Annotated in this window: 20 protein-coding genes and 7 pseudogenes; 13 read left to right on the plus strand and 14 right to left on the minus strand. The window is 61.9% G+C overall.

Annotation, left to right across the window (positions count from 1 at the left end; genetic code table 11):
- The 3 pseudogenes from IVA82_RS07390 to IVA82_RS07400 all read left to right on the plus strand — a co-directional run.
- A pseudogene (locus IVA82_RS07390) lies at positions 1-515 on the plus strand (IS3 family transposase); the annotation flags it as partial.
- Between the two features lie 181 nt (positions 516-696).
- Positions 697-1460 (plus strand): annotated as a pseudogene (locus tag IVA82_RS07395) (IS30 family transposase); the annotation flags it as partial.
- A gap of 37 nt (positions 1461-1497) precedes the next feature.
- A pseudogene (locus IVA82_RS07400) lies at positions 1498-1800 on the plus strand (integrase core domain-containing protein); the annotation flags it as partial.
- A gap of 383 nt (positions 1801-2183) precedes the next feature.
- On the opposite strand, the gene IVA82_RS07405 reads toward IVA82_RS07400, so the two are convergent.
- The 3 genes and pseudogenes from IVA82_RS07405 to IVA82_RS07415 all read right to left on the minus strand — a co-directional run bounded on the left by IVA82_RS07405 (position 2184) and on the right by IVA82_RS07415 (position 5083).
- Positions 2184-3467 (minus strand): FAD-binding oxidoreductase, encoded by a 1284-nt coding sequence (locus tag IVA82_RS07405; protein WP_247381330.1) that lies wholly within the window; start codon positions 3465-3467, stop codon positions 2184-2186.
- Positions 3468-3532: 65 nt separating this feature from the next.
- A pseudogene (locus tag IVA82_RS07410) lies at positions 3533-4776 on the minus strand (type II toxin-antitoxin system HipA family toxin).
- Complete coding sequence (locus IVA82_RS07415) at positions 4769-5083, minus strand: helix-turn-helix transcriptional regulator (protein ID WP_247326180.1); 315 nt, start codon at positions 5081-5083, stop codon at positions 4769-4771. Before IVA82_RS07415 ends, IVA82_RS07410 begins: the two are co-directional and overlap by 8 nt.
- An 837-nt stretch (positions 5084-5920) precedes the next feature.
- Here IVA82_RS07415 and IVA82_RS07420 point away from each other — a divergent pair.
- Complete coding sequence (locus IVA82_RS07420) at positions 5921-6238, plus strand: hypothetical protein (RefSeq protein ID WP_247296105.1); 318 nt, start codon at positions 5921-5923, stop codon at positions 6236-6238.
- Here IVA82_RS07420 and IVA82_RS07425 read toward each other — a convergent pair.
- The gene (locus IVA82_RS07425; protein WP_247381332.1) at positions 6183-7541 is read right to left on the minus strand and encodes an integrase arm-type DNA-binding domain-containing protein; all 1359 of its coding nucleotides are present in this window, start codon (positions 7539-7541) and stop codon (positions 6183-6185) included. The two genes, IVA82_RS07420 and IVA82_RS07425, sit on opposite strands and share 56 nt — an antisense overlap.
- Positions 7542-8226: 685 nt before the next feature.
- Here IVA82_RS07425 and IVA82_RS07430 point away from each other — a divergent pair.
- A pseudogene (locus IVA82_RS07430) lies at positions 8227-8498 on the plus strand (AbrB/MazE/SpoVT family DNA-binding domain-containing protein).
- A 245-nt stretch (positions 8499-8743) separates the two neighbouring features.
- On the opposite strand, the gene IVA82_RS07435 reads toward IVA82_RS07430, so the two are convergent.
- The 4 genes from IVA82_RS07435 to IVA82_RS07450 all read right to left on the minus strand — a co-directional run bounded on the left by IVA82_RS07435 (position 8744) and on the right by IVA82_RS07450 (position 12835).
- The gene (locus IVA82_RS07435) at positions 8744-9100 is read right to left on the minus strand and encodes an MTH938/NDUFAF3 family protein (protein WP_247381335.1); all 357 of its coding nucleotides are present in this window, start codon (positions 9098-9100) and stop codon (positions 8744-8746) included.
- 124 nt (positions 9101-9224) lie between these two features.
- Positions 9225-10409, minus strand: coding sequence for a 6-phosphofructokinase (locus IVA82_RS07440; RefSeq protein WP_247381336.1), 1185 nt, complete (start codon positions 10407-10409; stop codon positions 9225-9227).
- A gap of 49 nt (positions 10410-10458) precedes the next feature.
- Positions 10459-11604 carry a fructose-1,6-bisphosphatase gene (locus IVA82_RS07445; protein WP_247381338.1) on the minus strand — a complete coding sequence of 382 codons (1146 nt, stop codon included), beginning with the start codon at positions 11602-11604 and terminating at the stop codon, positions 10459-10461.
- Positions 11605-11935: 331 nt separating this feature from the next.
- Positions 11936-12835, minus strand: a complete 900-nt coding sequence (locus tag IVA82_RS07450) for a LysR family transcriptional regulator (RefSeq protein WP_247381341.1) — start codon at positions 12833-12835, stop codon at positions 11936-11938.
- A 284-nt stretch (positions 12836-13119) separates the two neighbouring features.
- Here IVA82_RS07450 and IVA82_RS07455 point away from each other — a divergent pair, with 284 nt between their 5' ends.
- The 5 genes and pseudogenes from IVA82_RS07455 (at position 13120) to IVA82_RS07475 (ending at position 16496) form a co-directional block, all read left to right on the plus strand.
- Positions 13120-13476, plus strand: a complete 357-nt coding sequence (locus IVA82_RS07455; protein ID WP_247381343.1) for a cyclophilin-like fold protein — start codon at positions 13120-13122, stop codon at positions 13474-13476.
- A gap of 14 nt (positions 13477-13490) precedes the next feature.
- Positions 13491-14508: pseudogene (locus IVA82_RS07460) on the plus strand (zinc-dependent alcohol dehydrogenase family protein).
- Between the two features lie 16 nt (positions 14509-14524).
- A complete protein-coding gene (locus tag IVA82_RS07465; protein ID WP_247381351.1) occupies positions 14525-15733 on the plus strand; it encodes an arabinose transporter in 1209 nt (402 codons plus the stop codon).
- An 85-nt stretch (positions 15734-15818) separates the two neighbouring features.
- Positions 15819-15941 (plus strand): annotated as a pseudogene (locus IVA82_RS07470) (carboxymuconolactone decarboxylase family protein); the annotation flags it as partial.
- A gap of 159 nt (positions 15942-16100) precedes the next feature.
- A complete protein-coding gene (locus IVA82_RS07475) occupies positions 16101-16496 on the plus strand; it encodes a cupin domain-containing protein (RefSeq protein WP_247381393.1) in 396 nt (131 codons plus the stop codon).
- 415 nt (positions 16497-16911) lie between these two features.
- Here IVA82_RS07475 and greA read toward each other — a convergent pair whose 3' ends face one another.
- The 3 genes from greA to IVA82_RS07490 form a co-directional block, all read right to left on the minus strand.
- The gene (gene greA / locus IVA82_RS07480; RefSeq protein ID WP_247381353.1) at positions 16912-17394 is read right to left on the minus strand and encodes a transcription elongation factor GreA; all 483 of its coding nucleotides are present in this window, start codon (positions 17392-17394) and stop codon (positions 16912-16914) included.
- Positions 17395-17460: 66 nt separating this feature from the next.
- A complete protein-coding gene (locus IVA82_RS07485) occupies positions 17461-17946 on the minus strand; it encodes a hypothetical protein (RefSeq protein ID WP_247381356.1) in 486 nt (161 codons plus the stop codon).
- Positions 17947-18100: 154 nt separating this feature from the next.
- The gene (locus tag IVA82_RS07490) at positions 18101-18451 is read right to left on the minus strand and encodes a hypothetical protein (RefSeq protein ID WP_247381358.1); all 351 of its coding nucleotides are present in this window, start codon (positions 18449-18451) and stop codon (positions 18101-18103) included.
- A gap of 455 nt (positions 18452-18906) precedes the next feature.
- On the opposite strand from IVA82_RS07490, the gene IVA82_RS07495 reads away from it, so the two are divergent.
- Positions 18907-20442 carry a heme peroxidase family protein gene (locus IVA82_RS07495; RefSeq protein ID WP_247381360.1) on the plus strand — a complete coding sequence of 512 codons (1536 nt, stop codon included), beginning with the start codon at positions 18907-18909 and terminating at the stop codon, positions 20440-20442.
- A gap of 376 nt (positions 20443-20818) precedes the next feature.
- On the opposite strand, the gene IVA82_RS07500 is transcribed toward IVA82_RS07495, so the two are convergent.
- The gene (locus IVA82_RS07500) at positions 20819-21337 is read right to left on the minus strand and encodes a hypothetical protein (protein ID WP_247381362.1); all 519 of its coding nucleotides are present in this window, start codon (positions 21335-21337) and stop codon (positions 20819-20821) included.
- A 40-nt stretch (positions 21338-21377) separates the two neighbouring features.
- A complete protein-coding gene (locus IVA82_RS07505) occupies positions 21378-22925 on the minus strand; it encodes an acetolactate synthase large subunit (protein WP_247381363.1) in 1548 nt (515 codons plus the stop codon).
- Between the two features lie 265 nt (positions 22926-23190).
- On the opposite strand from IVA82_RS07505, the gene IVA82_RS07510 reads away from it, so the two are divergent.
- Together IVA82_RS07510 and IVA82_RS07515 are read left to right on the plus strand one after the other, a co-directional pair.
- On the plus strand, positions 23191-23766 hold the full coding sequence (locus IVA82_RS07510; RefSeq protein ID WP_247381365.1) for a L,D-transpeptidase: 576 nt from the start codon (positions 23191-23193) through the stop codon (positions 23764-23766).
- 289 nt (positions 23767-24055) lie between these two features.
- A complete protein-coding gene (locus tag IVA82_RS07515; RefSeq protein ID WP_247381372.1) occupies positions 24056-24871 on the plus strand; it encodes a DUF2927 domain-containing protein in 816 nt (271 codons plus the stop codon).
- 199 nt (positions 24872-25070) lie between these two features.
- Here IVA82_RS07515 and IVA82_RS07520 read toward each other — a convergent pair whose 3' ends face one another.
- Complete coding sequence (locus tag IVA82_RS07520; protein WP_247381373.1) at positions 25071-25877, minus strand: class I SAM-dependent methyltransferase; 807 nt, start codon at positions 25875-25877, stop codon at positions 25071-25073.
- Between the last annotated feature and the right edge of the window lie 54 nt (positions 25878-25931).

Consider the following 25931-nt stretch of genomic DNA (forward strand, 5'->3'; position numbering starts at 1 on the left):
CGATCGCCCCCTCGACCTATCACGCCCATGTGGCCAAGCGGCGGGATCCCGCCAGGCTGTCGGCGCGCGCCAGGCAGGATGTTGCGCTGAAGATCGAGGTCCGGCGCATCTTCGATCAGAACTTCCGCGTCTACGGCGTGCGCAAGGTCTGGCGGGAGCTCAAACGTGAGGGCTTCGATGTTGCCCGTTGCACGGTGTCGCGACTGATGCGGGATATGGGTTTGCAAGGGGTCATCCGCGGAAAACCCGTCAAGACCACGATCAGCGACAAGGCTGCGCCATGCCCGCTGGATCACGTCAACCGATGATCGACGGCCGGTCCATCGTAGCGCCAGTTCAAGGCGCCAAGGCCAAACGTCCTTTGGCTCTCCGACTTCACCTATGTCGCGACCTGGACCGGCTTCGTCTACGTCGCCTTCGTCATCGACGCCTATGCCCGCAGGATCGTGGGCTGGCGAGCCTCTCGCACGGCGCATGCAGGCTTCGTGCTCGATGCGCTGGAGCAGGCACTGCATGCGGATCGATCCGCCCGCCGGCCCAAGCCGACCAAGCTTGCGCTCAATGCAACCTTGCGCACTTATGTGGAGGAGAGACTTGCTGGCGCTAGCCCCGAGCGGCGCTCCCGTTCCGGGTCCCGCCGTTCCGTGGAAGGGCCGCCGGCATGGCCCGCGCAAGGATCGGCGATGGGCCAAAGCCTGGAGCCCCGAGCAGATTGCCCGACGCTTGCCGATCGACTTCCCGGACGACAAGACGATGCGCATCAGCCACGAAGCTATCTATCAAGCTCTCTTCGTTCAGGGCCGTGGGGCGCTGCGCCGCGAGCTGACGGCCTGCTTGCGAACAGGGCGTGTATTACGGATGCCCAGGGCGCGCGTACGCAGGCGAGGCAAGGGCTTTGTCTCGCCGGAGATCATGATCAGTGAACGCCCTGCTGAAGCTGCCGATCGAGCAGTGCCGGGACATTGGGGGGAGACCTCATCCTCGGTCTTAGTAGCTCGGCAATCGGCACGCTGGTCGAGCGCACGACGCGCTTCACGATGCTCTTGCACCTTCCACGGTTGGCGGGGCATGGCGAAGCTCCGCGCGCGAAGAACGGGCCTGCCCTCGCGGGACACGGGGCCGAAGCCGTGCGCGACGCGATCACGCGCACCATCATCACTTTGCCCGAAGAGCTGCGCCGCTCGCTAACCTGGGATCAGGGAGCCGAAATGGCTCAGCACGATCGTCTCAAGATCGATGCGGGTATCCAGGTCTACTTCTGCGACCCGCAAAGCCCTTGGCAGCGTGGCACTAACGAGAACACCAACGGTTTGTTGCGGCAGTACTTCCCGAAAGGCATAGACCTGAGCATCCACAGCGCCGACGAGATATCCGCTGTGGCGGCGGCCCTCAATGCCCAACCGAGAAAGACACTGGGTTGGAAAACGCCAGCGGAGGCGCTTGACGACTTGCTATCATGAATGAAAATAACTGGTATTGCGACGACCGTTTGAATCCGCCCAATACGTATCCATTAAGTACACCGAGCGCCTGGCTGAAGCAGGCGTGGAGCCTTCTGTCGGCAGCGTCGGAGATTCCTATGACAATGCTCTCGCCGAAACCATCAACGGCCTCTACAAGGCCGAGGTGATCCATCGGCGCGGGCCATGGCGCAGCTTCGAGGCCGTCGAGTTCGCGACGCTGGAATGGGTCGACTGGTTCAACAACCGGCGGCTCCTGGAGCCCATCGGCAACATACCACCGGCCGAAGCCGAGCAACGCTACTACGCCATGCTGGAACAACCCGCCATGGCGGCATAACTTAAACCAAATGGCCTCCGACAATCCCGGGGCGGTTCACTCCGCCGCGCCGGACGGCTTCGCTTGAGGCATCGATCAACCTGGGATAGTCGAGGCCGGCATCTACCTCTGGGGCGGAGAAATAACGCGACATGATTTCCTCGTTTTCATTCGAAGTTCGGACGAGTTTAGCACCCGTCGCCCCGTGACAGCACGGTCTATACCACCGCCAAAGAGAGGCCGTCGTCAGCGTTTAGAATTCCGTGTGAAGCTCGACCGAACGTACAGAACACAAAAATCTCTCGCCTCGTAGCAACAGATCGAGGTCAATGGCCGTCAGAGCGCGAAGTTGAGCCATGAGCATGCCGATGACAGTCCCATACTTGGCGAACTCGCTTGGGTAATCAGAACCGGGACTCCATTAGGTGAACAAGTTGGGACCCCGCGATGTAGAAGGCTTCCCGCGCGGCACGAAAGCGTTGCCGTTCAACGGCAGTGACCGGCAGCGGAAGATCGTTCTCCGCGATCTGCCCCAGAACGTACGAAGCCAACACACTGCCAAAGACTGTGCCAGGTGCGATGCCGCGACCGTTGTAACCGCTGAAAGCAACGACGTTGCGGTCGAGCTCGTGAAAGCGCGGCAGGTTGTCCGAGGTCATTCCAATCATGCCGAACCAGCCGGTTTCAAACTCGACATCCTGAAGTCCCGGAAACAGCTTGCGCAACGATCTCTGAGCCCATGCCCGGTGAACGGATGCGCCAATACCCTCAAGGGCACCAACACTGCCAAACACGAGGCGCCCGGAGCGATCCAAGCGAAATGAAGAGAGGACCTCTCGAGTGTCCCACGCTCCCTGCCGTTCAGGCAGGATCGACTTCCTCAGACCATCCGGCAGAGTACCTGTAGCAAAGTTGAAGTAGGGCAGATGGATCTGCTCCTGCCGTACCTGCGACCAAAGTCCTTTACCATAGGCATCCGTCGCAACGATCACCCATTCCGCATCTACCGATCCGCTTTCTGTGCTGATCCTCCAGCGCAAGCCGTTGTGTTGCGCAGTAACAGCCTCGCTCTGTGTGAATATCCTAGCCCCCGCTGCAAGCGCGGCTCTCGCTAGACCGTGCACATAGGCCAGCGGCTGTATCGTCCCGGCGCGCTTATCGAGCAGCGCCCCGCTGTATTCGCCACCGCCCACTTTCCTGCGTGTCTCCTCTGCATTTAGCACTATGACAGGGGCGCCACGCTTCTGCCACTGTTCGGCGCGGGCCTCGATCTCTTGCAAGCCCTTACGTCCGACGGCACAATGCAGGGTACCGGCACGTTCAACTTCACATTCGATGCCATGCTTTTCGATGAGGTCGAACACCTTTTGCGGTCCACGGCCGAGTTGTTCAATCAACCGTTCGCCGAACGGGGCGCCGAGCGTATCCGGAAGGGTGTCAGGCATCACCCACATGCCCGCGTTAACCAGACCGACGTTCCGGCCCGAACCGCCGAACCCAATTTCGGACGCCTCCAACAGCGCGACGCGCGCCCCTCCTTCCGCGAGATGAAGTGCAGACGACAGCCCGGTATATCCAGCGCCAATCACGATCACATCCGCTGCGGTGTCACTGGCGAGGGGAACAGTGTCTGGCGCCGGTGGCGCGGTGAGAGCCCACAATCCATGTGATGCTGAATTGTTTCGCATCCAGCAATCCTCATACTATTCTTGGTTCTTGATCAGCCCAGGTCGTGCTGCGATCAGTGCCGCGCCTAAGGGTCAAGGATGGGTACCATTTCGTCGATATGTGCATCGATCCGCTCGAGAACCTGCCCAGGCACGACGTCGCGTTCTGGAAGAACTGACCACTTGTCGCGCACGGCCGCCGCGGTCTCAGCTACAGCCGTCACCACTGCCCCCTCTGGAAGACGGCTGCGGTTCGCGAAATTGCGCCAGCGCTCTGGAGTCAGGGCCTTGAATGACTTTTCGCCCGCAAGGCTCAATGCTAGACCATCTTTCGGGATATAGGAAACTGTTGAGAGCACGTCGTAGATTGGCGCCAACGTAGGCGTCCGTCCGTCTCCAGGATACAGTAACGACCAATTCTTGAGATGCATGTCGCCATTGCCCGTGATCGCGGCGAGCGCAAGACGACGGACAAATTCGACCGCGGAATCGAACGAGACACCGCTGTTCAGCGCGGCGGCAATATTGTGATACGCCGCACCGGTATATTTCTCGGACGGATAGCGGCCGAAGACCTGTGCAAAGTCCTCCATATGCACGCGCGCTGCACCGGCACCGCGATCGAAGCGACGGACAAGAAGCACTTTGCCCGTGGACATGGTGTTAAACTCTTCCGGAATGCCGGCGAAATCCGTCTTTTCGACGAGCTCACGTGCAGGCACTTCCATCCCTAGCGCTTCCGCCAAGGCTAGGATCGCGAATTCGTTTTCCGAAAGTCCAATGTGGGTGAGGGAGGGAAATTTCGCGATGTACTGCCCTTGCTCATCGTCGACGCCGAGCGTGATCCCCCTTCTTTTCCGGTATTTTTCATGACGGAGAGCTTCATCTGGACACCGGCGAGCGAAAAGCGCGCCTTCTTCTTGCCTTCTGATTCTGGCCCGGCCGGAACGGGGACGCCGTCGCTCGGCAACGCTCGTACCGCTCCCGGTAGATTTGTCCCCAGTGCGGCCAAGAGATCGAAGTCGTTTCCAGGTCTTACTGACGCTGCGTGGTGCTTTTCCATTGCTTCGCGCAGTTTCTCTTCGGGCAGCAAGTTCGCGAAGAACGGCGGCAGCGCGCCGCGTATGGGTTTGGGATCCCGGCGGAGGCTGCCATCCGCCGAGCGAAGCGACAGGCTGAAGATCGGAGGGTCGTTCAAGCTCCGATACGCGGGCAAGAGATTGAATGCGTGGTAGTCGCCCGGCGTTCGGACGAGCGTGCCGATGGCAAGATCGTTTAATGAGATGTCGAGCGATTGGATACGTTCAGCCGCGAGGACAGGCTTATTCATGCTCCTCCTCCTCAACATCTGACGTGAACGCAGGATGGTCATCATCGCCCGTAGCTGGCTGCAGCATTGATTGAATAGCCGGTACCATCGCTTGCGGAATCAGCATCATTTCCATGCCAAGGGCGCGGGCAACGTTGACGAGTGTCGTTGCGCGGGCTGCAGCGGCACCCGTTTCAATGTCGCGATAGCGGGGCCTGCTAATGTTCGCCCGGAGGGCGACTTGCTCCTGGGATAGGCCAGCAGCCATTCGTGCTCTGCGAAAGTGCAGGCCAAGCTCCTTGAGCAGCGGGTTTGGAGCCGAAGCCATGGATATGTTCTCGGATCATTAACACCGAAATGATATGTAAACAGATCATAGACGAAACGTGAACAGATCTTTCTCGTCGATAATGATCCGTAAACATTTCTTTATGGCAATGTTCCAGCGGCACTTGCCGTCTGAACTGTTGACTCTGCTGCCAGAATGCCCTTGGGGCTAATGCACCTGACGCGATGAAGGAGGCAGATCTTATCGCCAAGGTTGACCGAGATTCCCATGGCGCTCGCGTGCATTGGGCGCACAGGAATGGCCCGCCAGCGAACGAACCCGATCCTGGAACGCGGTGCGTCGCTTTTATGGAACGCCAGTTGAAAGCGGTCGGTAGATGGATCGTCGAAGTTCTTCCATGACGCGCCGTCCTAGTGGCGTCGTGCCGAGTCGTTTCCGTGAGGCGCCTTTGGCGCCGAGCAAGTCCGTATCGCCAAGTCAATTCCGATGTCCGCCAGCCCGCCTCGATGTAGCTGCGAAGCGTCGAACTACCTATCAGTTCGTTTTTCATTCTTCGACATGCTTCCCATGACGGCCAATAGCCTGCGGGCGTGACCGGGCCGCTGACGTGGCCACTCGCAGGGCCGCAATGCGAGCGGAGTGGTCTCGGCTACCTACCAGCAACTTTTCTTCTATTCGCGTTGATATCCAATCCTACGACGCGCAATTGACGTGTTCCTATGCAACATCAACCGGAGCATGATGGTCAAATCGGCGGCACTCGACAGGCAAAGTTCGACGACTGCGTTGATTCTCTTGACGTCCCGCCCAAGAAGCGACCAGGCGATTACACAAGAGCCTCGCTCGCTTCAATCGTGAGAGTTGACGATGGGCCACTTGAAAGAGACGCTCCGCACCATGAAGCGACCTCGGAAGAATCGCGGCATGCCGCCGCCCGCGACGTTCGATATCGATTCGCTGCCGGGCAGTTCAAATTTAACGGCATTAGAAACGGCCGCCGTGATCCGGCGCACGCCTGGAGCCCTGGAGCTATGGCGGCGCAATCCGAACCACCCGCTGAAATGGCGCTACGTCGATGGCCGCCCGCTTTACCGAGTTGATGCGGTGCGCGACTATCTGGCCGGACGCGATGAGACAACTAAGTCGTCGCAGCCGCATAATGCTCGCGAAGACGGCCAAGCAATTCGGCCTTGATGGGATCGAGCGGATTCGTCCGCTGCAGGCGCACGACCTTGCCTCCCCGTTTCGCGCCGACCAACTCCGCGATGTAGTCATGAGCAGCTTCGAACGCCATCTTGCGGATGATCCACTGTTCGTCGTGATTGTAGACCTGATCGATCCCGCGCGGCTTTTGCCCGACACACAACCGCTGGATTTCGTTGTCATAGCCGCAGCGTGACATGATGGTTCGCAAGCTGCGCCTTAAGTCATGCATTGTGAACTTGGCGACACCCGCTTCCTTGACCAGGCGGTCGACCAAGTTTGTGAAGCCCGACATCTGGCCGCCGGTCTTCGGTGACGGGAAGACATAGTCCGACGTCGCACGCTGGAAATGTTTTGCGGCCGTAAGCACCTCGTCAACGAGGTGGGTACGCGGCACGTCGTGGTAAAGGCCCATCTTGGTCCATGCTGCATCGAAAGTGATGCGGTCATCCATGACGTGATTTTGCCACTCGATCATGGCTGGCTCGCTGCGGCGCGGGCCACCAAGTAGGCACGTTCGTGTCAATAGCCCAAACGTCCCAAGCTTGCCGGATGCGTGCCAGACTTTGATGATCTCCTCGTCGGTCAGCGCCCGGCCCTTCGTTCGGCGCCCGACCCGCTGCGCGCGCGTCTCCTTGGGCACGCGATAGCCGGCGAGCACGTTGTGCTCGACGTAACCTTCGCCGACGCACCATTCGAGGAACGTGTGCGTGTGCTTGCGCAAGTCCTTTGCTGCGCCGCGCTTGCCGGTCTTGCCGATCCTGTCCACCGCCGCCATGATTTGCCGTCGCGTGAGCTCGGCGATGGCGAGGTCGAAATGATCTTTCAGACCGCGTCGGAGTGCCGACATAGCCGGTTTCCAGTTGACGACCTGGCGCCCGGTCAGGGACATTTCGTAGGGGCCATCTTCAACGATCAAGGTCGCCAGTGTCGTGCACTGCCGCTCGGCCAGCGCTTGCCGCTTCGCCTCGCGCTTGCCCTCATTGGGATCGATCCCAATGACCACCTCCCCAGCGACGACGGTGGCGGCCCTGCGCGCGGCCTTCTCATTGAATTTGGGCCATGCACCCAGCGTCTTGCGTTGGGTGCCTTTCGTCCCAGGCTTTGTGAACATGAAGACCCAGGTCCTGCCACCAGTCGCGCGCATCCTGATCGCGAGCCCCGGCTGCTCTGTGTCGTGCAGATAGTGCTGCGATTTGCCCGGCGGCAGCGTCGCCGCACGGATCGCCGCGTCAGTGAGTCTCAGGTAATTCGTCGTTCCTTCAGCTCTGAGAGATTCTTTACTCTTTTCCATCGTTTGTGCTCTCGCTCCTTGCGCCCTGAGACGGGTCGAGGCGATACTAGAAGAAATGGACCACAAGCCATTGCCTCCGCGTTCCCAGTTTGTGTGCCCTAAGGGAATTCCTCCGAAGGGCACAGCAGGGACATACAAAATGTGGTAAGGCCAACCGAGGCCAAGGATGGTCCAATATGGCCACAAGTCTTTACCTTACAAGGACTTTTACAATAAGACTATGGCTGGATTAGGTTGGCTACAGTCCACCAATTGTGGTTCACACGGGAGAGGTCCAAGGTTCGATCCCTTGTGCGCCCACCATCCATCCCCTGAATCCTCCAGCTTTCCTGAACCATTGCGGGACGATGATCGACGCCTGGCGGATTCGGGACCGTCTCAATCAAAAATGTCGAAAACAACCCCATGCACAGTAGCCGACGCAAGCGGAAACAATGGATTGCGCCTTTTTCGAAATCAGATTTGACTCGTCAGGCAACACAAGGACAGGAATGGCATCATCCGGGGAGAGGCGTACCGCACGGGACGTCTCATCACGGACATCGTTGGTTACAGGTACAGCGATTAGCTCACGAAGCCGAGATGTCAGCGGCGCCTAGCATGATAACCGGCTCAAACCTGCCGGCTGCTCTCCTGCTCCTTGCCGGGCAAGGCGACTTACTTTGGTCTCACCAAGGATGATCCCATGGCTGCCGGCAAGCTGACGACGACTGTTTCGGCCAAGGGTCAAGTCATCCTGCCCAAGGCGATCCGTGAGGAACGCCGCTGGCGGGCGGGCACTCGGTTGACCATCGAGAGCACGCCGGACGGGTGCTTCTGAAGCCGTCCTCGCCATTCCCGGCGGCCAAGCCGGCTGAGGTCTTCGCGTCGCTGTCCTATCGGGGCAAGCCAAAAACCGTGGAAGAGATGGAGGCGAGCATCGCCGCGGAGGCGCGGCGACGTCATGCTCACGATTGATATCAACCTGGTCGTTCGATACCTGACGGGCGATCATTCCCGGCAATCGGCGAAAGCCAAAGCCATCATCGATCCCCTGTGCGCCCGCATTCATTCTCGATCGAGAGTCGCTGAGGCTCCCTTGCGAGGGCGTGCAAAAGTCGGCTTTGCCGTTGCAAGCAGAAGGTAGGTAGTGGGCCGAAATGGTGCGACGAATCGATCTTCTCAATGCGCTCTCGGCTTCATGCGCCGCAGCCGGCCCGATTTCAGCAGGTAACGTGAAAAAGGCCGATCTTCTTTGCGCGCGAGTCGTTGAACGCATGAATCGCCTTGGGTGTCGGCTGCAGCAGGACCGTGCAACCCTTTTTCGCAAAATACGCCTCAGCTTCCGGCGATAGGTGCACATTGCCCATCTGGCCGGAGCCAAGAATTAGCTGCTCGCATCCGTCCTCATAGAGGAACTTCGCTTCGTCTTTCGAGAGGACATGCGAGGTGCCGTAGTACTTCTTCGACAGCTTTTTCTTCCGCCTTGCCACTTCACCGGAGAGACGAATGATCACGTCGTGTTCATAGGTCTTTCCGTCGATCGTGATGGTGCCGAATGTAGTGCGTTCGATCTCCATGGCCTGACTCCTTCATGATCTCGGCACGAGGCCCTGACTCCGCGTCGGCAGGCCTATCTGGCCGGGCACCGCTTCGGAGGCTGCCCCATACGAGACGTTTGGGGAGTTACCACCTGCCACCCTGTCACGCGCGGTTGAGAAAGATCGGCAGCCCCCGCTTGTTGGCGTAGATGGGGCGGTAGCGCTCCGTGTTGTACGTGCTGGCAACGTCCAGTTTGCGCGGCCCGAGCCTGGCGTCAGGGATAGGCACAAGATCGTAGCGGCCCTCGACCAGCGCTGACATGAGGCCGGTCTTGCCTTCCAGGATGGCATCATAGGCCATGTTGCCGAAAGTCAGGGCGACGAGCTTGTCGATGAAGTCAGGATCGCCCGATCGCAGGTCGTAGGTGAGATCAGAGACGATGGTCTCCTCGCTGGCGCGCCGCTTGATCTCGTCGGCAAGCACTTCGGCCACGCTCGTCCTTTTTCGGTGACCGTAGGCGTCAGGCTCGCCGTATTCCTGCAGCCTGAAGCCCTCCCACTCGGCACCTTCGCTGAGTACGATCAGCGCGTAGTTGCTTGGGTTCGCACGCTTCTCCTCGACGAGCAGTTGGATCAGTTTGTCGAGGTTGACCTTGTACTCCGGTATGACGCACCGTATCGAGGTCACGTACGCGGTGTAGAGAGCTGTAAATCCGGCATCGCGGCCAAAGATGCGGAAAATGCCAATTCGCTCGTGTGAGCCGACAGTGGTGCGCTGCCGCTGGATTGCATCGCTGGCGCGGGTGATCGCGGTCGAGAAGCCGATGCAATACTCGGTGTTGCGGACGTCGTTATCCATCGTCTTCGGGATGGCGATAATCTTGACGCCGAGCCCGTTGAGCTTGTCCGCATAGCTGAGTGTGTCGTCGCCGCCGATGGCGATGAGGTGCTCGATGCCCAGCCTGGAGAGGTTCGCCAATACCTGGCCGGTGAGATCCCAGGTCTTGGTTGCGATGCCGCTCTTGGTACTCTCCGAGACTGGAAGGTCTTGGCCAGCGAGATGATCGGGCAGTTTCTTCATTTTGGAGGGATTGGTGCGGCTCGAGTGCAGCACGGTACCGCCGCGTCGGTCGATGATGCGCGTGTTTTCGCGGTTGAGCGGGATAAGGTAGTGCGATTTGCTGGCGGGGTCGTCGAGGTCAAGGTGCGTGAGGGCTTCCCAACCGCGGCGCAGACCGACGACCTCAATGTCGTCCTCGCTGCCGCGATAGGTCACGGTCTTGATGATTGCGTTGAGGCCGGGGACGTCGCCACCGCCAGTGAGAATGCCGATGCGTTTCCTCGCCACACTCACCTCCCAGTATTGGCATGTCAACAGCGCCCGCGTCGCACGTTCTCTACTCGGCCGCTTCCGGTTTGCGCTCCTCGCGCAACCGAAAACGCTTCAGGAGTGCGGATACGGTGTCGCGGAAGCCGCCATACTCCAATTCGGAATAGGGCAGCATCGCAGCGCCGGACCAGCCTTGGCTACGCATCTCGATTGCCTTGCATTGCGCGCGCCGGCGCACCTCGTCCCACGCCGGATTGTCGAAGAAATCGGTATAGGACTCGGAAAAGCGGCCTTCCTTCTCGATCGAAAAGCCGACGCAGGAAACGATCGGCAGGCAGTACATGCCGGTCACCGGCGTGTTGAGCGGAACGGGCATCAGCGGCATCACGTGCGAGCCGCGCGCATCGCCGCCTACGAAGTGCGCCTTCGCGAACGGCGAGACGATTTCTTCCGGCGCTGGGAAAATCCCTTGGTTCCTGACGATCGCGACCGGATCGTCCTTGCCGGTGTACTTGCCTGCGATCGAGTGAAGACGCTGCGCCGAAACAGCGACGGCAACCTCGTCATACGTTCGAGAAACGATGCGATCGATCCCAAAGCGCTCATTGTCGCGGAGCAGCGCGGCAATGTGGTAGCCGTCCGCGGGCGCGTCTAGTTCGATCACGCTGTCGCCAGCCGTGTGGTCCATGTCGATGACATGAAAACGGAAACCCTTGATCATCGGAGGCAGCATCAGTCCAGCACAATACATGGGATCGGCAAAGGTGAGGTAGAGCGGCAGGTTGTAGGCGCCGGGGCCGCATTTGTCGGCGGCGAACACCATGAAGGACTCCGCGGGCCTCGAACCCGAGAGGCTGTGGTCGAAGCTGAGCTCCGCGACGCCCGGTCCGGCGCCGCGAACGTTTCCGGAAGGCGCGTCGACCAGAAGATCCTGGCCGGCGCCGTAGAGGCCGGAGTTTTTCGCAACCGCCGTGGCCGCAAGAAATGCCTTCCAGGCGAATTGATGTACCTCGGAGTTCCCCTCGCCCCGTGTGTGCGTCATGATGATCGCAATGTCGTCGCCGGTGTGGCAGATGAAACCGTCGATCAAGAGACCATTGCAGATCGCCTTCGCGACCTCGCCTTCGACAGCCGCCATCATGCGTGTAGACGGTTTCGTGTGCCCGCCGACGGAGCCAACGTCAGCCTTGATGACTGAAAGGGTGAGTCTCATGAGCATTCCCTCCGATCAGCGCAGCTCAGCGCCTCGGCGCTTGCTGCGCCGGGGCGACGGCGCTGCTCACTCGCGGAAAAGAACGTCTGATGCTCCGTTAGGTTCCATACTGCCTTTCTTTCGCGAAAAGCTCGGGTTCATCCGGTAGCCGGCATCATCGATCACCGCAAATGTCCCGCCAGAAGCGTTGCGCCCTCATGTGCTGCGGTGCACGAGTCCGGTGCTGTGAAGGTTTTCGGACGCCGGCCCCATGATGGTGGCGCCGCGCACACGGGGCCGGCGTCCGCAAACCTTCACGATCGCGACGATCAAGTCCTACGTCTTGCAAGTCCTACGTCTTGCGGTGTCGAAGAGCCTCGACAAGAAGAGCGAACGCCGGCGATGGTTGGCGTCGGCTCGGATAGTACAGATGGTATCCCGCGAACGGCGGGCACCAGTCCGACAGCACTCTGACCAGCCGGCCCTGCGAGATGTATGGATGTACGTGTCCCTCCGTGAGGTAGGCAAGTCCGAAGCCTTTGAGCGCTCCCTCCAAAAGAAGCCCTGCGCTGTTGAACACAAGCTGTCCTTCCACGCGCACGTTGAGCTCCCGCCCGTTCTTCTCGAACTCCCACGCATACAGGCTGCCGCCGTGGGTCGGTAGGCGGAGGTTGAGGCAGTTGTGCTGGGTCAAATCCTGCGGTGTTTTCGGGCGCTTGCGTTCGACGAAGTAACTTGGCGAGCCGACCACCGCCATTCGGAGGTCTGGGCTGACGCGCACGGCGATCATGTCCTTGGCGACGAGCTCGCCGGGACGAATGCCCGCATCGACCTGCTGCGCCACGATGTTGGTGAGCCCGTAATCGATGATCACCTCGACGTGGATGTCTGGATACTGGGGAAGAATCTTCCCCAGCGCCGGCAGCAGGATCTCGGCGGCGGCGTACTCCGTTGCGGTCAACCGCACGATTCCGGCGGGTTTTTCCCTTAGTTCGCTGAGGGCAGCGAGATCGGCGTCCATCTCGGTGAATTTGGGACCGACGCTCAGGAACAGCCGTTCTCCAGCCTGAGTTGGAGTGACACTCCGGGTCGTTCGGTTGAGAAGACGGACACCTAGCCGTTCCTCCAAGTTTCGGATGATCTGGCTCAGCGCCGATTGCGTCATACCGAGCTTGGCTGCGGCACGGGTGAAGCTGCGTTCCCTCGCCACGGCGAGGAACGCCAGTATATCGCTGGCGTCTTCCCGGTTCATTGATAAGCCTGTCTAATGACTGCGTTCGAATTTTATCACCTAATCGGACGCAGGCGGAAGCCTTAGTTTCCCATCAGCGATCAGCGGCGCGCCGTCCCCGGACAAAGAGACGAGTGGACCGGCAGCCCGCGTCGACAGCACGGAGGCTGGGGCAAATGAGAGACGCATTTGATGGCCTCACCCGGCGTCGATTTGCCGCCGCTCTGGCGGCCGTCATCTTCGCAACGTCATCGGCCTCGGCCGCAGACGACATTCGATGACGCGAGACAGGAGGAAGGGCGCCCATGCGTATTCGCTGCCGTTTCGAGGAGAAGGCTTTCACGGTTGGCTTGCTGAATAATCCCTCCGCTCGCGATCTGGCGACGATGCTGCCACTTGATCTCGTCGTCCAGGATTTTTCGACAAACGAGAAAATCGCCTACCTGCCGCGAAAACTGACGGAAGAAGGAGGCGCTCCGTTCTCGAACGAAGCAGCAGGCGATCTCTGCTACTACGCGCCATGGGGCAACCTCGCCTTCTTTCATGGCGGATACAAATATTCGAGCGGCCTGATCCGCATCGGCCGCCTCGATGATGGTCCACAACCGCTGCTCACGCGAGGCACGTTCGCGCTGCGCATCGAGCTTCTTCCACCAGCCTGACAGGAGAAATAATCATGTTTGCCACAGTCATGTACGGGCCGGGAGACGTCCGTTGCGAACAAGTCGACGACCCGAAGATCCTCAAGCCAACGGATGCCATCATAAAGTTGTCGGCCACCTGCATCTGCGGGTCCGACCTATGGCCGTATCGCGGATTGCAGCCGACGGACGGTCCGGCCCACATGGGTCACAAATACTGCGGCATCGTCGTCGAGGTCGGCAGCGAAGTCAGAACCGTCCGCCCTGGCCAGTTCGTCGTCGTCTCGTTCTGCCTGTCCGACAACACCTGCCCGCACTGCAAGTTTGGCTTTCACTCCTCCTGCATCCAGCGCGAGTTCATGACGGGAGCGCAGGCGCCGTACGCGCGGGTGCCTCTGGCCGACGGAACGCTTGTCGCCACCGCCGAAGTGCCGGAAAAGCACCTCGTTCCGCACTTGCTGGCGACGTCCGATGTTCTCGGGACGGGCTGGTACGCCGCCGATGCCGCCAACGTTCGGCCCGGATCGACGGTAGCCGTCGTCGGCGACGGGGCCGTAGGCCTGATGGGCGTTCTGGCAGCCAAGGAGATGGGGGCTGAACGCATCATCGCGATGAGCCGGCACAAGAGTCGGCAGGAATTAGCACGCGAGTTCGGCGCGACGGACATCGTCGCCGAACGCGGTGGTGCGGGCATCGAGCGCGTGAAAGAGCTCACGCGAGGTGTCGGGGCGGGCTCCGTTCTGGAATGCGGCGGCACTCAGGAATCCATGACTCAAGCCATCGATTCCGTGCGTCCGGGCGGCTCGATCGGTTATGTCGGGGGTACCTCACGGCGTGACTTTCGACGGTCAGGCGATGTTTTTCGCGCAACGTCGAATGCTGGGCGGACCGGCGCCGGTCCGCCGCTTCCTGCCCGATCTGATGGATCGCGTTCTGAAGGGCAGGATCAAGCCCGGCAAGGTGTTCGATCTCACGCTGCCTCTTGCCGACGTCGCGGAAGGTTACCGCGCGATGGACGAACGGCGTGCGATCAAGACGATGCTCACGGTATGAGCAGAGGCGTCATTGCATGCCGGTAACAACGCTCCGAACGCGCGCCACGGCGCATAGCCTCGCCGCAACCTTGCTGCCGATCATGGGGATGGTCTTCGTCGCCTTCCTCGTCATCGGCATCGCGATGCCGGTCCTTCCGCTTCACGTCCACGATGGATTGGGTCAAGGAACGTTCGTGGTCGGCCTGGTCGCCGGCAGTCAGTTCGCGGCGTCTCTGGTCTCGCGGCCCTGGGCGGGCAACTTTTCGGACAGCAAGGGAGCCAAGCGCGGCGTGATCGTCGGGTTGCTCGCTGCCGCTGCTTCGGGGTTGCTGTACCTCGCTTCGATTTATTTTACTGCGGTCCCCCTGGCCTCCGTGGCGATACTGCTGCTGGGGCGAGGACTTCTGGGCGGCGCCGAGAGCTTCATCATCACAGCGGCGGTGAGCTGGGGGCTGGCGCTCGTCGATTCCGGCAGCACGGGCAAGGTCATTGCGTGGATAGGCATGGCGATGTTCGCAGCGTTCGCGATCGGCGCGCCCGCTGGCTCCGCTCTCTACGCGAATTACGGCTTCGCTGCGATCGCGGCCGCGACCACCGCGGCGCCTCTTGTCCCCTTGATGCTCGTTGCGCGGCTTCCCGCTGTTGCCCCGACGCACCACGCCCGCTTCTCGTTCGTCGAAGTGATCGGCGCCGTCTGGGTGCCGGGCCTCGGCTCGGCTCTCGGGAGTGTGGGATTCGGAGCCGTGACCACGTTCGTCGCCTTGCTGTTCGCGAACCGCGGATGGGACAACGGATGGCTCGCGTACACTGCCTACGCGGTCGCCTTCATCATGGCCCGGATATTCTTCAGCCATGTGGCCGACAACGTCGGCGGGGCCAAAGTCGCGCTGGTGTGCACGGTCATCGAAGCCGCGGGACAGGCGCTGATCTGGATGTCCTCTCGACCCGAGATGGCGTTGCTGGGCGCCGCGCTGACCGGCTTCGGCTTCTCGTTGGTCTATCCCGGGTTTGGCGTCGAGGCTGTCCGCCGCGTTCCGGCGCACAGCCGCGGCCTGGCCATGGGCGCCTACACTGCATTTCTCGATCTCGCCCAAGGGCTCGCCAGCCCTGCGCTCGGATTGATCGCAGCCGGGGCGCGATTGAACGTCGTGTTTCTGGTTAGCGCGGGCACCGTGCTCTGCGCAGCACTCGTCGCTTCGTGGCTAATGGCGCATCCGACAGATCTGGAAGGATCCACGCAATGAGAATGGTCGCAGCGGCCTTGTTTTCATTCTGCCTGTTTGGTGGCGGCCCTGCCGTCGCCGGAGAGGCATCCACCCAAGGAGCAAAGACCATGTCACGCGGGAGGAAGCCGGCGAGGTGCTCGGCCATCTCGCCTTCTACGCCGGCTGGCCGAACGCGTTTTCCGTGGCGCCGGTCGTCAAGGACGTCATCGAAAAGCGACCGCACTGAAAGAACGACAATGCTCGTCGACAAGCCCGCTCGCGATCGGCCATGAGGCATGCCGTGATGACACGTAGAGACATACTCGTCGGCGGAAGCGCCTCCGCGATCATCGGAATTCAACGGGCCCCGGCGCTCGCGTCCGAAGCAAAGGAGATTGCAATGGACATCGACATCAAGAGAAACGGATCCCGCCCTTCGCAGAAGGGTCCCGAAGACTGGTTCACCGGGACGGTCCGCATCGACCCGCTGTTCGCGGCTCCCGAGCCTGCGCGCGTCAGCGGCGCTCAGGTGACTTTTGAGCCTGGCGCCCGCACGGCCTGGCACACGCATCCGCTCGGGCAGACGCTGATCGTGACAGCAGGGCTCGGTTGGGTGCAGCGGGACGGCGGTTCCGTCCAGGAGATCCGGCCCGGCGATGTCGTCTGGTTTCCCCCGGGGCTGAAGCACTGGCACGGCGCGTCGGCCACTACAGCCATGACGCACATTGCCGTCCAGGAATCGCAGGACGGCCGAGCGGTCGACTGGATGGAGAAGGTCGGCGACGAGCAGTACCGAATGTAAGAGACACTCCATCCAGCCGCACATCATCTGGCGGGGACAAACGCGCCCAGTCCATTGGAGGAGGTTTTTTGAGAGGGTACAACTCGCCCGAAGCAACGAGGCGCTATCGCGCAGCCCGGCATCGAGTGCGGTGTTTGCGCTGACCTTGTGCGTCGGGAGCTTGATGGCGTCCGAGTTCATGCCCATCGGCCTGCTTACCCGATCGGGACCGGTCTCCACATGACCGAGGGCCACCCCGGCTAGGCATCGCGGTCTCCGGATTGTTCGCCGTCGTCACCAGCCTTGCGATCTCCTCGGTGACGCGGGCATCGAACGACGCAGCCTTCTGCTGGGCCTCACCTCCCTGATCATCGTCTCGGGGCTGATGGTGGCGCTGGCGCCCCATGCGCCATAATTCAACTCTCCAATCGCGCCCCTACGCAATCTCCAGAATCTCGATCTCCTGGCTGCCGGCCCCCACGACATCGCCCACCGCCTTTCCCATCAGCGACCTCGCCACCGGCGATACGAACGAAATCGAGCCGGCTTTCGGATCGGCTTCGTCCTCGCCGACGATGCGATACGTTTGCACGCGGCCGTCGGTGCGGCTGAAGGTCACCGTGCTGCCGAAGGCGACGATGTCGGTCGAGGCCGGATCGGGGACGACCTGCGCGGTGCGCAGACGTTCGGTGAGATAGCGGGCGTCACGCAACGGGACGGCCGACTGCCGACGCTTCTCGTTGACGTCCTCGATGGCTTGCGCCGCTTCATAGGCTTGGCGCGCTTCGGCAAGCTGTCTCTGCAACGCCTGCAGGCCTGCCTCCGTCACGAGGTTGGGATGAGGCGAGATGGGGCGATCCGGCAACAGCGTCTCGGACGCGGTCTCGGCGCTTTCTTCCTTGGTAAAGGCGACGCTCAACTCGAAAATCCTGTCGAACTGTTGGGCTAAAGGCGGCGCGTTCGCGCCTCCGGCGATTGCCGCGGATCATATCTCAAGTTCGACGAAACGGCGCAGCCTGAAGACAAGATCTGGCAGGGCCTGGCGGAACCGCGTTGCGTTCCGGAACGTGGTCGAGAACGGCGCGAAGGTGATCATGGCGTTCCAGTGGCGGTAGCCATAGACCGTGACCGAGGCGCCAGAGGGTGGGAAATCTTGCAGCTTGCACAACTCACCGAGCACGAGATCGGCAATCGCTTCCGCCGGCAAACGTCGCTTGCCATCCGGTGTCATGATGACTTGCGCGGACCGCTCGGCCGGCTTCGCGGAGACCGCCGCGGCATTGAGCGCAGCCTCATGCTTCGGCGCTGTTGCTTCTGCGGTCGGCTCCGCGACCGCCTGAACCTCATTCGACGGTGCTGTCGGTGGGACGTCGGTCAGCGGCGGCGGTGCGACCAGGTCTGCGCGTTTGTTGCCTCCCAGGATGCTGCTGATCATCGCCACAAGGCCAGCATCCTTCACGTCATCGCTCATCATCACCCCCGTGGCTTTGGCTTAGTCTAGCATCGCGACCGCAGGCCGCCACAGGGTTTGGCGACCCAGATCGCACCTGCCAAGTCCGCCAAAGCCTTCCTTGACTGTCACCAGCGGCGCTGGGATCGATGACCTCGCGCCGCCGTGCAATCGGTTATTGCTTATCGAACGGAATGTATTGCTGGTACTGCTTGGGCACCGAGCTGCGATAGCGTGCGGGAACGGTGCCGCTGTCGACCGAATGGTCGATCTCCTGCTGCCGGGTCATCTTCTTTTTCGCCGGCTTCTTCGATGCGCTCTTCTTGGAGTCGGACGGCTGGCCCGACGTATCGGTGGTGGTGGTAGTGGTGGCACTCGGCGTTGGTGTCGTCGCAGCCGGCGCGGTCGTCGTGGCAGCCGCTGCCGCAGTGCTGCCGGCGGCCGGCGCGCTCTGCGCCAGCGCGAGCGGTGTTTGCATGATAAGCCCCAGAGCTGCTGTCGCAGCCAGCAAATATGATTTTTGCATCAGTACCTCCAAAAACGCCTGATCCGAATGAGGCAAAACTAGTCCTGCGGGATCGACGCGTGCAAGTGTCGTCAAGATAGGCCGGAACCCGGGCATGAACTGTGGCCGAGGTCACATAGATTGCGGCATCAATCCGCACTACGCGTTCTCGCAGCAGCGCGATAACTGACAATCTTGCGGCGTGCGCGTGCCACGAGCCGCAAGCTTTTTGCATGGAGACGGTCGGCTTCGCCGTCGTCATCGATGACGAGAATGTTATCCGTCGCCGCCGCGGGCAAATTCACGATGCGCAGCCGTAGCTTGTTCGTAAGGCGCCTCCTCCGAAAAATCGTCGATGCCGGGCAACTGTGATCCATATCGCTCTTGGCGGGTCAGATCCCGCTTAGAATGCATATTCCAGCGCAGACAACTTTAGCCCGATTTGTTTCAACTCGACTTTTCAGGGAGGTGTTTCAATGAGCAGCCGCCACAGCATTATTCCGCGCGGTCTGAACGCAACGCGTTCGTCGCTTTCGCAAGGCCGCTTCGGCCGCATGTTCCGCAAGCTCACACCAGCGAAATTCGGCTCGAACGACGCCAACAACATCGCAAACCTTTCGGCGCTCGCCGACAAGATGGTCGCTGATTTCGACGGACCGAAGGACGGGCCGGACGCAGAAGAGAGCGGTATTCCCGCGCTCTACACCTATTTCGGCCAGTTCATCGACCACGATATCACCTTCGATCCGGTGAGCTCGCTGACCAAGCAGCAGGATCCCGACGGCCTCGTCGACTTCCGCACGCCGGCGCTGGATCTGGACAATCTCTACGGCCGTGGTCCGAACGACCAACCCTACATGTATGACGGCATCAAGTTCCGGCTCGGCGAGAAGCTGACCGGCGCCGGTGTGCCCGATGCCAGCGACCTGCCGCGCTTCAAGGGCCGCGCGCTGATCGGCGATCCCCGCAACGACGAGAACAGCATCGTCTCGCAGTTTCAGGCCTTGATGCTGCGCGTTCACAACCGCATGGTCGACGACAATGACAGCTTGTCGTTCGAAGACGTGCAGCAGCGCGTCCGCTTTCACTATCAATACGTCGTGCTGAACGATTTCCTGCCGCGGATCGTTCACGCCAGCGTGCTGGACGAGCTGAAGACCGCAGGTCACTACGACCGCAGCAAGCTCGCCCACTACCACTGGAAGACTTATCCGTTCATGCCGGTCGAGTTCTCGGTCGCGGCCTACCGGCTCGGGCACTCCATGATCCGCCCCGGCTACCGGCTGAACGATGCGGCCAACATGCTGTTGCAGATCTTTCCCGATCCCAACAATCCCGATCAGAACGCACTGACCGGCTTCCGCGCCATGGGCCCGGGACGCGCGATGGACTGGGGCCGCTTCATCGATCTCGACACGCGCGCCTACGGCGTCGAGGATGACGACACCAATCCCGACAACAAGAGGCGGCTGCAATTCGCCTATCGCATAGATACCTCGCTGGTGGACCCGCTGCGCAAGCTGCCGCCGGAGGTCGCGTCCAATCCCGCATCGCTTGCGCTGCGCAATCTCGAGCGCAGCTGGCGGCTCGGGCTGCCGTCGGGCCAGGCGGTCGCCAGGGCGATGAACCTGACGCCGCTCACGGACGACGAGATCATCATCGGCAAGGCCGTCGACGAGGCGGGGCCGGGCGATCCGCAAGTCAAGATCGCGACCATCGCGAACGGCGTGTTTGCCGGTAATTGTCCGCTCTGGACCTACATCCTGGCCGAGGCACGGCAGTTCCAGATCGCCGTCATGGTCCCGGCGACCGGCGCGCCCGGCCCCATCAACACACCGCAGCTCGGCCCGGTCGGCGGACGCATCGTGGCCGAGGTCTTCCTCGGCCTGATGTTCGGCGATAATTCCTCGCTCCTGTCGCTCGACCCGAACTGGGCGCCGGTGACCGGCCCCAACTTCGCGCTGAGGGATCTCGTCGCCTACGCGCTCGGCCAGGGTCCCAGCCTGCACTGACTTTGCGGCGGTCGATGACGCTAGTGCCCCGACTGAGGTGCGTTCCCTCCCCCTTGTCGGCAGGGCAATCGCATATGGGTGCACAATGCAGCGACATCAGCAGTGGGCTCCCTCTCCCGCTTGCGGGGGAGGGCTGGGGTGGGGGTGTCTCCGCGTCGGGAGTGTTGAGGATTGCGGAGGATATCCCTGCGTGGCGAGAGCCCTCACCCGCCGCGCTCTGCGAGCGCGTCCGCCTCTCCCGCAAGCGGGAGAGGCCGAGCAAGCCCGCGGACGATCCGCGTGAAATCCATATGCGATTGCCCTGTCCACAAGGGGGAGGGAACGGCGAGAGCGCTTAAGTCGACCGAAGAGCAGATCGAATCTGATTTCATCCGCTCTAATGCGCGGCCCCGAGACCGCTCTCCTCCAGCCGGGTTGCGAACCAGCGCGAGAGCTGTGGCTCGACGATGCCGCCGACATAGACCTCCGATGTCGTCACATTGTGCTGGTCCAGCACCAGCAACACGCCGATCCAATAGGCGAACCAGACATGCGCGTCGGTGAGCGCCCTCAGCTTGTGCTGGTCGTGGTCGAGCGCGGTGTGATTACTCGCCTTGCGGATTTCGACGGCAAGCAGATTGTTCGGAATCTCGCGCTGATGCACGACGACATCGGGATAGATCGACTTTCCCAGATGATCGTCGGTGGAGATGATCGTGCCGTGCGGCAGATGCAGCGTCCGCTCGCCGAGCCGGTCGTAGTTGCAATCGACCGCCCAGCCCGAGAATTGCTTCTCGAGATGCACGGCGAAGCGATGCGTGATCGCCCGCTCGCCGATGTCTTTCTCGAACAGGAATCCCTCGTGGGCGTAGAAGTCCCGGAGCGCCGCGATCACCTTGTTCAGCTCGGTCTGCATTTTGCCTCCGGGCCCTCGGCGCTCTGTTTCGTCGAGAGACCTACATCTGGACTTCGATCAGCCGCGGACCGGGCTCGGCGACGGCTTCGGCCAGTGCCTTGTTGAACTCGTCCGCATTCGTGACGGCGCGGCCGGGCACGCCCATGCCCTTCGCTAGCGCCACGAAATCCAGCGTCGGCCGGTCGAGCTTCAGCATGTCGTTGGCGCGCTGGCCGGGCTCGCCGGCACCGACATTGTCGAACTCGCCGCGCAGGATCTGATAGATGCGGTTGGCGAACACGATGGTGACGATGTTGAGGTTCTCTCGCGCCTGCGTCCACAGCGACTGGATCGTGTACATCGCGCTGCCGTCGCCGACCATGCAGATCACCTTGCGGTCGGGACAGGCAATCGCGGCACCGATCGACAGCGGAGTGGAGAAGCCGATCGAGCCGCCCATGTTCTGAAGCCAGTCATGCGGGGCGGCCGCCGCCGTCGGCGGGAAAAAGCCGCGGCCGGTGGTCAAGGACTCGTCGACCATGATTGCGTTCTCGGGAATCGCACAGGCGATCGCCTGCGCGATCGAGGCGAAGTTGAGCGCGCCGGTCGGCTTGACCAACTCAGCCAAGGCCTGTGGCTTGACGTCCCTGGTGCTCGCCTTCACCGCGCCGGCGAGGGCTTCCAGAGCTGCGACCGAGTTCTCGCCCCAGGAGGTCATGCGATGTACGTCGCAGCCTTCGGGCCGTAGCACGCTCGGCTTGTTCGGATAGGCGAAGAAGGCCACCGGATCATCGGACTCGACCAGCACGATGTGGCGGAACTTCGCCAGCATCGGCAGCGCGTTGTCGATGACGTAGTGAATCCGATCGATCGAGAAGCGGCCGCGGCCACGCGCCATCCTGGGGCGGAAGGTCGGGCCCATCACCGTGCAGCCGGTCTTGCCCGCGATACGTTCGGCCAGCGCCAGGCCCTGCTCGCTCAGCGCGCTGCCGGTCATCAGCAGCAGCGTGCCCTCGCCGTCGCCGTGCAGGATTTTGGCGGCCTGCTCGACCGCCTGCGGCGAGTAGCTCGCGCGCTGCTGCTCGGCCGGCACCTCGGCGATGCCGTCGGCCTCGTTCCAGGCGGTGTCGGCGGGCAGGATCAGGGTTGCGATCTGCGGCGGCGCGCTTCTAGCGGCGGCGATCGCCGCGGCGCCGTCGGCGGCAACCGATTTGGAATCCGGCGAGGTGCGGACCCAGGACGACATCGGCCGGGCCAGGCCCTCGATATCGGAGGTCAGCGGCGCGTTGTAGCCGATGTGGTAGACCGCATGCTGGCCGACGATGTTGACGATGCCGGAATTCGCCTTCTTGGCGTTGTGCAGATTGGCCAGGCCATTGGCGAGGCCGGGACCGAGATGCAGCAAGGTCGAGGCCGGCGTGCCCTTCATGCGGAAATAGCCGTCGGCAGCCCCCGTCACCACGCCTTCGAACAGGCCGAGCACGCAGCGCATCCCCGGCACGCGGTCGAGCGCTGCGACAAAATGCATCTCGGAGGTGCCGGGATTGCTGAAGCAGACGTCGACCCCACCGTTGACCATGGTCCGCACCAGGCTTTCCGCACCATTCATCCTTCAGCTCCTGCAACCGGCAATGTCCACCAATCCGTTCGATCAATCATTGTTCGCGGCCCTCGTCAAAGCAATAGCGGGCATTGCTGCCCTGCCGGGCGTGACGACGCGCGGGTTTGGCTAACGCTTTCCGACCAATCTGCGTGGTTGCCGATTTGGTAACGCCGATCGCGGGAATGACATCCCTCACGGGGCCGTGGCTTGCGAAATGCCCGCAAATATGGCCTGTGGCGTTCGTTGAATCGATTTTTTGCTGGGGGAAACAATGATCCGGTTTTTTGCCGCGGCGATTGCCGCAATGGCGCTGTTGCTGGCGGGCGCGGGCACCGCATCCGCCGCGGGCATGATAGACTTCACGGGCACGAGCTCCACCGGCTATCTCGGCAGCGGTGCGAGCCCGGTTCCCCGCTCCACCGTGATGTATCCTACCAATTACGCGCCGGGCACCGTCGTCGTGAACACCACCGAGCGCCGGCTCTATTTGGTGCTCCAGAACGGCCAGGCATTGCGCTACGGCATCGGCGTCGGCCGCGACGGCTTCCGCTGGGGCGGGGTGCACCGGATCACCGCCAAGAAGGAGTGGCCGGACTGGACGCCGCCGTCGCAGATGCTGGCCCGCCGGCCGGACCTGCCGCGCCACATGAAGGGCGGCATCGAGAATCCGCTCGGCGCGCGCGCCATGTATCTCGGCTCGACGCTCTACCGCATCCACGGCTCCAACGAACCGGAGACGATCGGCCAGGCAGTGTCCTCGGGCTGCTTCCGCATGACCAACGAAGACGTCAGCGATCTCTACGGCCGCGTCTCGGTCGGTACCACGGTGGTCGTGCTCAACAACTAGCAAGATAACGAAGGGAGTGCGCTTACGTCCACGCAGACGGTGCGCTCCCGCTCCCGCTTGCGGGAGAGGGCTCTCGCCACAATGAACACTCCCAAAGCGGAGAAAGCCCCCACCCGCGCCTTCGGCGCGACCTCCCCCGCAAGCGGGAGAGGTTGAGAGAGCCCGCGGCTCCTGCTGGACTCATGACGACGTCCGTTACTCTTTGGCCGCAGATGAGTGGCGGAAACACGCAGGGCGCGTGATTTACGGTCTTGTGCGCAGCTTGCGAATACGGCAGCGTCGCACGACGATGAGCGCATTGAATCCGCCTTCGCCTCGCCTTCGCATCGCCCTCTTGGCGCTCGCAGCGCTCATCGTCGCGCCTGACACTGCTACCCTTGCGGTGGCGGGCGAACTGCCCGCGATCGCGGCGCGCCAGCGCGCCGAGAAAAAGAGCTTTACCGACGGCGAGATCGTCGAAGGCTTTCTGAAGACGGCGTTCGGCGCCGAATACCACCTCGCTGGCCGCGTCGACCGCATCCGCAAGTTCGACGGGCCGGTGCGCGTGTTCGCCGATGGCGACCGCGCCGACCGCAAGGCTCAGCTCGCCAAGGTCGTGGCCGACATAGGCAAGCGCGTGCAGCATCTCGACATCGCCATGATCGACAGCAACGAGGCGGCGAATTTGCGGGTCAAGCTGGTGCGCGACCGCGACCTGTTTCGCACCATCTCCAGCTTCTACGGCGCGGAGAAGGCCCGCGAGATCCGCACTTCGCTCGATCCGCAATGCCTCTCCGGCTTCCGCAAGAACGACAATTTCGAGATCGAGCATTCCGACGTCATCCTCACCGTCGACAATGGCGACTTCGTCTTCCTCGACTGCGCCTATGAAGAGCTACTGCAATCGCTCGGCCCGATCAATGATACCACGAGCGTGCCCTGGACCATGTTCAACGACAACGTCTCGATGGGCTATTTCGACGTCTACGACCAGTACATCCTCAACCTGCTCTACGATCCCCGCATCAAGGCGGGGATGACGGTGCTGGAGGTGAGAGCGCTGCTGCCCGAAGTGCTCGTCGACGTGCGCGCGTGGGTGAAGCGGGTGAATGATTTGGCGGAGTGAGAGCGGTCTCTTCCTTCTCCCCTTGTGGGAGAAGGTGGCGCGCAGCGCCGGATGAGGGGTTCTATCCGCGAACACATCTCTCGCATTTGAGCTCCCGGATACAACCCCTCATCCGTCTCGCCGCCGCGCGGCGAGCCAACTTCTCGCACAGGGGGAGAAGGGTCGGCAGTCGCGATCGTGGCTCCTTATCGCATCGGCCTTACACCTTCCTCGCCTTCGTCATCAGAAACTGCTGGCGCATCACGTTGTTGCCGGCATCGAAATAACCGGAGATCAGCGCTTCGAACTCGGTGCGCAAGCTCTTGAGCTTCTCCGGTTCGTCCTTGTACTCGGCGACGAGCTTGATCAGAGGCCCGATCGTCGCTTCCATGGTGCGGCGAAAATGCTGCGGGCTGAGTGCGGACGGCGTCATCATGTCCATCTCGAAGGAGAGGTCCTTCACCCTGTCCGCGAGGCGTTCGGTGATGACCTTTGGGTCGCCCCATAGGACCGGCGACGCCACACCCTCGGGCGGCGGCAAGCGGGCCCCGATCAGCGCGAACATCCGTCCGACAAAGAGATGCGGCGGCCAGGTGGAGAAGGCGATGGTGCCGCCGGGCTTGAGCACGCGCAGCATCTCGGCGATGGTGACATCGGGTCGCGGCGCGAACATGTGGCCGAACTGGCTGAGCACCACGTCGAACTCGTTGTCGCCGTACGGCAGGCTCTCTGCATCGCCATCCCGAAAGTCGATATCGAGGCTCACCAGAGCTGCGTGCTCGCGGGCGCGCTCGATCAGGACAGGCGACAAATCCAGACCCCTGACCTTGGCACCGCGGCGCGCCGCCGTGATCGCGACGACGCCGGTACCGCAGCCGACGTCGAGCAGATTTTGACCGGCGGCAACGCCGGCAAAGTTCACGAGCCTGGCGGCCGACGGCGTCGTGAACACCTCCATCGGCGTGAACAGCGACCAGGCTTCCTTCTGGACTGCCTTGAAGCCTGCAAACGGGTCCTGCGCGTTCATGGAACTCTCCCTTCACTCGATTTCGATCTTCATGAGGCTGCCACCGGGCGCCGA

The sequence above is a fragment of the Bradyrhizobium sp. 142 genome (assembly GCF_023074015.1).
GTDB lineage: Bacteria > Pseudomonadota > Alphaproteobacteria > Rhizobiales > Xanthobacteraceae > Bradyrhizobium.

What these genes read in the sequence shown, in the direction of transcription:
- IVA82_RS07405 (WP_247381330.1), bottom strand. Translation starts at nt 3,467, where the DNA reads ATGCGAAACAATTCAGCATCACATGGATTGTGGGCTCTCACCGCGCCA.
- IVA82_RS07415 (WP_247326180.1), bottom strand. Translation starts at nt 5,083, where the DNA reads ATGGCTTCGGCTCCAAACCCGCTGCTCAAGGAGCTTGGCCTGCACTTT.
- IVA82_RS07425 (WP_247381332.1), bottom strand. Translation starts at nt 7,541, where the DNA reads ATGGAAAAGAGTAAAGAATCTCTCAGAGCTGAAGGAACGACGAATTAC.
- IVA82_RS07435 (WP_247381335.1), bottom strand. Translation starts at nt 9,100, where the DNA reads ATGGAGATCGAACGCACTACATTCGGCACCATCACGATCGACGGAAAG.
- IVA82_RS07445 (WP_247381338.1), bottom strand. Translation starts at nt 11,604, where the DNA reads ATGAGACTCACCCTTTCAGTCATCAAGGCTGACGTTGGCTCCGTCGGC.
- IVA82_RS07450 (WP_247381341.1), bottom strand. Translation starts at nt 12,835, where the DNA reads ATGAACCGGGAAGACGCCAGCGATATACTGGCGTTCCTCGCCGTGGCG.
- IVA82_RS07455 (WP_247381343.1), top strand. Translation starts at nt 13,120, where the DNA reads ATGCGTATTCGCTGCCGTTTCGAGGAGAAGGCTTTCACGGTTGGCTTG.
- IVA82_RS07465 (WP_247381351.1), top strand. Translation starts at nt 14,525, where the DNA reads ATGCCGGTAACAACGCTCCGAACGCGCGCCACGGCGCATAGCCTCGCC.
- IVA82_RS07485 (WP_247381356.1), bottom strand. Translation starts at nt 17,946, where the DNA reads ATGAGCGATGACGTGAAGGATGCTGGCCTTGTGGCGATGATCAGCAGC.
- IVA82_RS07490 (WP_247381358.1), bottom strand. Translation starts at nt 18,451, where the DNA reads ATGCAAAAATCATATTTGCTGGCTGCGACAGCAGCTCTGGGGCTTATC.
- IVA82_RS07495 (WP_247381360.1), top strand. Translation starts at nt 18,907, where the DNA reads ATGAGCAGCCGCCACAGCATTATTCCGCGCGGTCTGAACGCAACGCGT.
- IVA82_RS07500 (WP_247381362.1), bottom strand. Translation starts at nt 21,337, where the DNA reads ATGCAGACCGAGCTGAACAAGGTGATCGCGGCGCTCCGGGACTTCTAC.
- IVA82_RS07505 (WP_247381363.1), bottom strand. Translation starts at nt 22,925, where the DNA reads ATGAATGGTGCGGAAAGCCTGGTGCGGACCATGGTCAACGGTGGGGTC.
- IVA82_RS07510 (WP_247381365.1), top strand. Translation starts at nt 23,191, where the DNA reads ATGATCCGGTTTTTTGCCGCGGCGATTGCCGCAATGGCGCTGTTGCTG.
- IVA82_RS07515 (WP_247381372.1), top strand. Translation starts at nt 24,056, where the DNA reads ATGAGCGCATTGAATCCGCCTTCGCCTCGCCTTCGCATCGCCCTCTTG.
- IVA82_RS07520 (WP_247381373.1), bottom strand. Translation starts at nt 25,877, where the DNA reads ATGAACGCGCAGGACCCGTTTGCAGGCTTCAAGGCAGTCCAGAAGGAA.